The sequence below is a fragment of the Aquiflexum sp. genome (assembly GCF_977115555.1).
Genome location: NZ_CDSBKL010000257.1, coordinates 1 through 6028, shown reverse-complemented (window position 1 = coordinate 6028; position 6028 = coordinate 1). Strand labels below are relative to the sequence as shown.

The 6028-nt window shown below is 43.2% G+C and carries 5 protein-coding genes; 4 read left to right on the top strand and 1 reads right to left on the bottom strand.

Annotated elements, in window-relative coordinates:
* From ACZFYI_RS14220 to ACZFYI_RS14205, 4 genes are all read left to right on the top strand, one after another.
* A partial coding sequence (locus ACZFYI_RS14220) for an ABC-F family ATP-binding cassette domain-containing protein (RefSeq protein ID WP_462524791.1) occupies positions 1-1148 on the top strand: 1148 nt, incomplete at its 5' end.
* A 188-nt stretch (positions 1149-1336) separates the two neighbouring features.
* Entirely contained in the window at positions 1337-2746 is a 1410-nt protein-coding gene (locus ACZFYI_RS14215; protein ID WP_462524790.1) for a high affinity choline transporter 1, read from the top strand.
* Positions 2715-3896, top strand: coding sequence for a class I SAM-dependent rRNA methyltransferase (locus tag ACZFYI_RS14210; protein ID WP_462524789.1), 1182 nt, complete (start codon positions 2715-2717; stop codon positions 3894-3896). Before ACZFYI_RS14215 ends, ACZFYI_RS14210 begins: the two co-directional genes overlap by 32 nt.
* Before the next feature lie 260 nt (positions 3897-4156).
* A complete protein-coding gene (locus ACZFYI_RS14205) occupies positions 4157-4591 on the top strand; it encodes a hypothetical protein (RefSeq protein ID WP_462524788.1) in 435 nt (144 codons plus the stop codon).
* 259 nt (positions 4592-4850) lie between these two features.
* On the opposite strand, the gene ACZFYI_RS14200 is transcribed toward ACZFYI_RS14205, so the two are convergent.
* Positions 4851-6028 (bottom strand): NAD(P)/FAD-dependent oxidoreductase (locus ACZFYI_RS14200; protein ID WP_462524787.1); only part of this gene is annotated, 1178 nt, incomplete at its 5' end.

Below are 6028 nucleotides of genomic sequence, written 5' to 3'. Positions count from 1 at the left end.
TTGCCGGTAACCAAAAGGTAAGGGTGCTCTTGGCACAGGCGCTTTTTGGCAATCCTGATATCCTGATCCTCGATGAACCTACCAACGACCTTGATGCCCAAACCATCAATTGGCTGGAGGATTTCTTGGTGAATTTCAAAAACCTCGTGATCGTCGTTTCCCACGACCGTCACTTCCTCGATGCGGTTTCTACCCATATCGTGGACATTGACTTCAGCAAAATCAGGATTTACTCCGGTAATTATACCTTCTGGTACGAATCCTCGCAGTTGGCTGCCAAGCAGAAATCCGATCAAAACAAGAAAGTAGAGGAAAAGAGAAAGGAATTGCAGGAGTTTATCCTCCGCTTTTCTGCCAATGTTTCCAAATCCAAGCAGGCGACTTCGAGGAAGAAAATGCTCGAAAAACTCAATGTGGACGACATTCAGCCTTCGACGAGAAAATATCCGGGCATCATCTTCAAACCTGAAAGAGAAGCAGGCGATCAGATTTTTATGACCGAAAGTCTGGAACTGAAAGATGCCAATGCCATCTATTTCACGGATGTGAACCTGATGATTGACAAAGGCGACAAAATCGCCTTTATCTCCAAGACCAAGCAGGCCGTCACCAAGTTTTTCCAAACCATCATGGAAGAAATCCCTGTTCAAAAAGGAACTTTCAAATGGGGCGTCACCATCAATAAGGCTTACCTTCCTAATGACAACTCCAAGTTTTTCCAAACAGACCTGAACCTGATTGATTGGCTGAAGCAATATTCGACCAATCAGGAAGAAGCATATGTGAGGACTTTTTTAGGTAGAATGCTATTTACCGGCGAGGAATCCCTCAAGAAATGTACCGTTCTATCAGGAGGAGAAAAAGTGCGCTGCATGATTTCCAGAATGATGCTTCAGAATCCAAACCTTTTGGTCATGGACGAACCGACCAACCACCTTGACTTGGAATCCATTACTGCATTTAACAATGCCATCATCGATTACAACGGAACGGTGCTGATGACTTCTTATGACCATGCTTTTGTACAGTCTACTGCCAACAGGATCATAGAATTCACTCCCAAAGGTACGATTGACAGGAGAATGCCTTATGACGATTACCTTGAATCAGCCGAGATCAAGGCGCTTCAGGAGAAGATGTATAGTTAGACGTGAGATGTGAGACAGGAGATTTGAGACTTTGATGGTCTATAATACAGGAGAATTTCTAAAACAAGATATTAAATAGATATTGGATATTAATTGATATTTTGTTTGGACAAACCCTAATATCCAATATCAATCAGTAACCATTAATATCCGAACATAGTTAAACCACATTTAATTTAAAGCCAAAATTGCTCCTAACTGCCATCATCATCTACCTTTTGATCACAGTAGCGATCGGTGCTTGGTCATCGAAGCTGGTCAAAAACTCCAATGATTTTGTGTTGGCGGGCAGGAAGTTGCCGCTTTTTCTGTCTGCATCGGCATTGTTTGCGACTTGGTTTGGATCTGAGACGATCTTTGGAGCTTCTGCCGAATACCTCGAATCGGGATTGCAGGGAGTGATTGAAGATCCATTTGGAGCTGCTCTTTGTTTGATATTATTTGGGGCATTTTTCCTCAAACCCATGTACAGGATGAATGTGCTGACTTTGGGGGATGTTTATAAAAAGCTTTTTGGAAAGAGGGTAGAGTTCATATCCTCTCTTTTTATGATTCCGGCATACTTTGGGTATGTGGCGGCACAGTTGGTGGCCTTGGCACTCATTTTCACTAGCCTGACAGACCTTAGCATTTCTCAGGGAATTATGATCAGTGCTGCCATAGTAGTCTTTTACACTTTCTTGGGAGGCATGTGGGCAATTTCGATTACCGATTTTATCCAGACTACTTTGATTGTAGTTGGACTCGTTTGGGTTTCTGTTTTGGTAGCCCAAAAGGCCGGAGGTGTCATGCCGATTTTGGAATCAGCACCTGAAGGAAGTTTCCAGTTTTTTCCCGATGCCAACCCCATTTCTTGGCTCAACTACCTAGGTGCATGGATGGTCATCGGACTTGGCAGTATTCCGAGTCAGGATATCTACCAAAGGGTCATGTCCTCAAAATCCGAAAAGGTAGCGATCAAGTCGACTTATCTGGCAGGAATATTTTATGTAACAGTGGGTATTTTGCCATTGTTCATTGCCTTAGGGGCAAAGTTTCTGTATCCTGAAATCTACCTAGAAAACAAACAAATGCTATTGCCGGAAATGGTTCTTCTCCACAGTGGCATGCATGTGCAGATTCTGTTTTTTGGCGCATTGATTTCTGCCATCATGAGTACGACTAGTTCAGGTCTGCTCGCTCCTGCAGCGATCCTCTCTGAAAACCTCATTAAACCTTATTTTGGAAAGCGGCTTGATGAAAAGCATTTCCTTCTGATCCTGAGATGTAACATAATCGTCGTAGCTTTGATAGCCACCCTTTTGGCACAATGGAAAACCAATATCTACGAACTTGTCGCCGGGGCTTCCATCTTATTGATGGTCTCCTTACTCGTCCCTTTGACTGCCGGATTATATTGGAAAAAAGCCTCAGAAGTGGGAGCTTTGATGTCCATCATATTGGGAATGATAGCCTATATCATTTTTGAAATGATAGAATTACCGATTTATTCCCACATTCCCGCTTTGGGAATCAGCGCAATCGCGATGCTTGTGGGTACTTTGATTTTCCCAAAAAACAAAAGCCATGCTCCCCTATCCCATCATCAAACTCCTTAAAGGAAAAGAGATTTCAAGTCTCAGAAAACACCATTGGATCTTTTCGGGTGCGATTGCTTTCAAAGATGAAGCGCTCAAAAACGGTGAATTGGTGCAGGTTCATAGCCATAAGGACCAACTTCTCGGTGTAGGTCATTTCCAATATGGCTCGATCATGGTAAGGATGGTGAGTTTCGAGGAGGAATTGATTGATCAGAATTTTTGGAAAAAAACGCTTACTCAATCCTATCAACTACGAGAAGCAATTGGCCTGACCGACAATCCTGCGACCAATGTATACAGATTGGTTCATGGGGAAAGTGACGGTTTGCCGGGTTTGATCATTGATTTTTACAATGGCACAGCTGTCATCCAAACCCATCATATTGGCATGTACCGGCATGTGAAGGAAATCAGTCAGGCACTTCAGATTGTATTGGGATCAAAACTGCAATGTGTCTATGACAAAAGCGCGGAGACTTTGCCAAGGGATTTGGGGGTTGAAAACAGGGTTGTTTTCGGTCAACCCGAAACCAACATGGTGCAGGAATATAGCTGTCATTATGAGATAGATTGGGAAAAAGGTCAAAAAACCGGCTTTTTTGTCGATCAGCGGGAAAACAGGTTTTTGCTTGGAAAATACAGCAAAGGCAAGAAAGTCCTCAATACCTTTTGCTATTCCGGTGGGTTCTCGGTTTCGGCCCTGAAAGCCGGAGCATCAGAAGTCCATTCGGTGGACATTTCTGCCAAAGCCATAGAACTGACAGATAGAAATGTGGCCTTGAACGCAGGATTTGAAGGAAAACACAAATCCATCGTCGCTGATGTGGTGAAGTACATCCGTGAAATCGAAACCAACTATGACATCATCGTCCTTGATCCTCCTGCTTTTGCCAAAAACCTAAAAGCCAAACACAATGCGGTTCAGGCTTACAAGAGGTTGAATCTTGAAGCTTTGAAGCATATCAAAAAAGGAGGAATCCTGTTCACATTCTCCTGTTCTCAGGTAGTGGACAAACAGCTTTTTGCGAATACCATCACGGCGGCAGCCATGGAAGCCGGCAGAAATGTCAAAATCCTCCATTACCTTTCCCAGCCCGCCGACCACCCAATCAATATTTTCCATATGGAAACAGAATATTTGAAGGGATTGGTGGTTTATGTGGAGTGAACGGAGAACGAAATCTTCGTCACGCTGAGGCACGAAGCGTCTCATTCTTAATTTACGAATTACGAATTTTGATTTACGAGGCAATCAGAAATTTTGAGATTTTATGAGCAAGTTGTTGGGATGAAGGTCCTGTCACTTTAAGACATCACCCTGATTTGTAATAATGCGCAATCCAATTTTGGAAATTTCTCAAATTTTCAAACCAAATAGTGCCATTATAGGAATTACGCTTAATTTTAAACCAAAATAAAAAACGAAATATGTACACAGGATTACAACATTTACATTCCGGCCTAGCATACCTTGCTTTGGCTGCTTTGGTCATAGTGATGATTTACGCTTTAATCGGCTCTTTGAGTGGAAGGGAATTTACCGAGAAAGACAGAAAATTTGCCATGATAGGTTTCATCTTGGCGCATACCCAATTACTTATTGGCTTGATCCTCTATTTTGTCAGCCCATTGGGTTTTTCTTTGTTGACAGGCGGTGGTGCCATGGCCGATAAAGTTGCGAGACTGACCGCATTGGAACATCCTGTGATCAATATCCTAGCTATCATCATCATTTCTGTAGGTTATATCCGCGCAAAAAAAATGACTGAAAGCCGTGCTAGATTCAGATCCATTTACATGATGTATGCTATTGGTCTGGTTTTGATTCTGTCCAGAATTCCTTGGTCAAACTGGTTGGGTTGATAAGTAATCAGTCTCAGTATTCAGGGGGCAGTTTTGAGTAAACAGTATTCAGTAGGCAGTAGGCAGTATCAGTGTTCAGTAAACGTTTGCAGTATTCATTAGGATGTCAGAGTAGGTAATTGGCAGTTTCTGGAAAACTGAACACAAAGTAAGAGATATCTAAAAACTGTATTACCAAACACTGATTACTGTCTTACAACTGATCACTGTCTTACAACTGATCACTGTGAACTGTAAAATGACCACTGTAAACTGCCTACTATTTTCCCACATAAATTTCCACCAACTTTTCGGCACATCGCTCCCCATCCATTGCCGCAGAGACAATTCCACCTGCATATCCTGCCCCTTCCCCACAGGGAAACAATCCCTTGATGACCGGATGCTCAAAACTTTCCTTATCTCTAGGAATTCTGACTGGGGAGGAAGTTCTGCTTTCCACCCCAATGATTTGGGCATCGTTTGTCAGGTAACCTTTCATTTTTTTGCCAAAATCAATAAATCCCTGCCTAAGTCTTTCTGCAATAAAATCCGGTAAAACCTCATACATATCCGCCGAGACCAATCCTGGTTGGTAGGAAGTGTCCAACAGACTTTTACTGACCCTTTTCTCAGTAAAATCAACCAAACGCTGCGCTGGAGCAGTTTGGGTTTCCCCACCTGATTTCCAGGCTTTTTGTTCCACTTCAGCTTGGAACATCATCGCTGCAAGCGGCCCGTATCTTTGGTATTGGGGAAGGTCTTCCAATTCGACGGCTACAACGATTCCCGAGTTGGCAAACTTGCTGTCCCTCCTACTTGGACTCATGCCGTTGACCACAATCTCGCCCGGAGAAGTGGCTGCAGGTACAATAAATCCACCCGGACACATGCAAAAAGAGAATACACCCCGCTGCTTTCCTTTGAAAATAGTCTGATTGACCAATGCATAAGAAGAAGCGGGCAAATACGGCCCACGGTCAATCTCACAATGGTATTGGATGCGATCAATGAGGTTTTGGCTGTGTTCCACCCTGACCCCCAATGCAAAAGGCTTGGCCTCTATCAAAATCTTTTTGGAATGGAGCAGATGAAAAATATCCCTTGCGGAATGCCCGGTGGCAAGAATGACACCTTTGCCCATGATTTTTTCTCCATCCTGTGTGACTACTCCCTTTATTTGGTTTCCTTCCAAAATCAAATCTGTCACTTTGGTTTCAAAAAGTATCTCTCCGCCTGCATCTAGAATACTTTGGCGGAGTTCAGACACCAAAATGGGCAATTTGTTGGTCCCAATGTGGGGATGGGCATCCACTAAGATTTCTTCGGTAGCACCATGAGCTACCAATATTTCCATAATCCTTCTGATGTCCCCACGCTTTTTGGAACGGGTATAAAGTTTTCCGTCAGAGTAAGTGCCTGCCCCACCTTCTCCAAAACAGTAATTGGATTCAGGAT

Excerpts from the sequence above, each read along its gene's own strand:
- ACZFYI_RS14210 (WP_462524789.1), top strand. The coding sequence starts at position 2,715 with ATGCTCCCCTATCCCATCATCAAACTCCTTAAAGGAAAAGAGATTTCA.
- ACZFYI_RS14205 (WP_462524788.1), top strand. The coding sequence starts at position 4,157 with ATGTACACAGGATTACAACATTTACATTCCGGCCTAGCATACCTTGCT.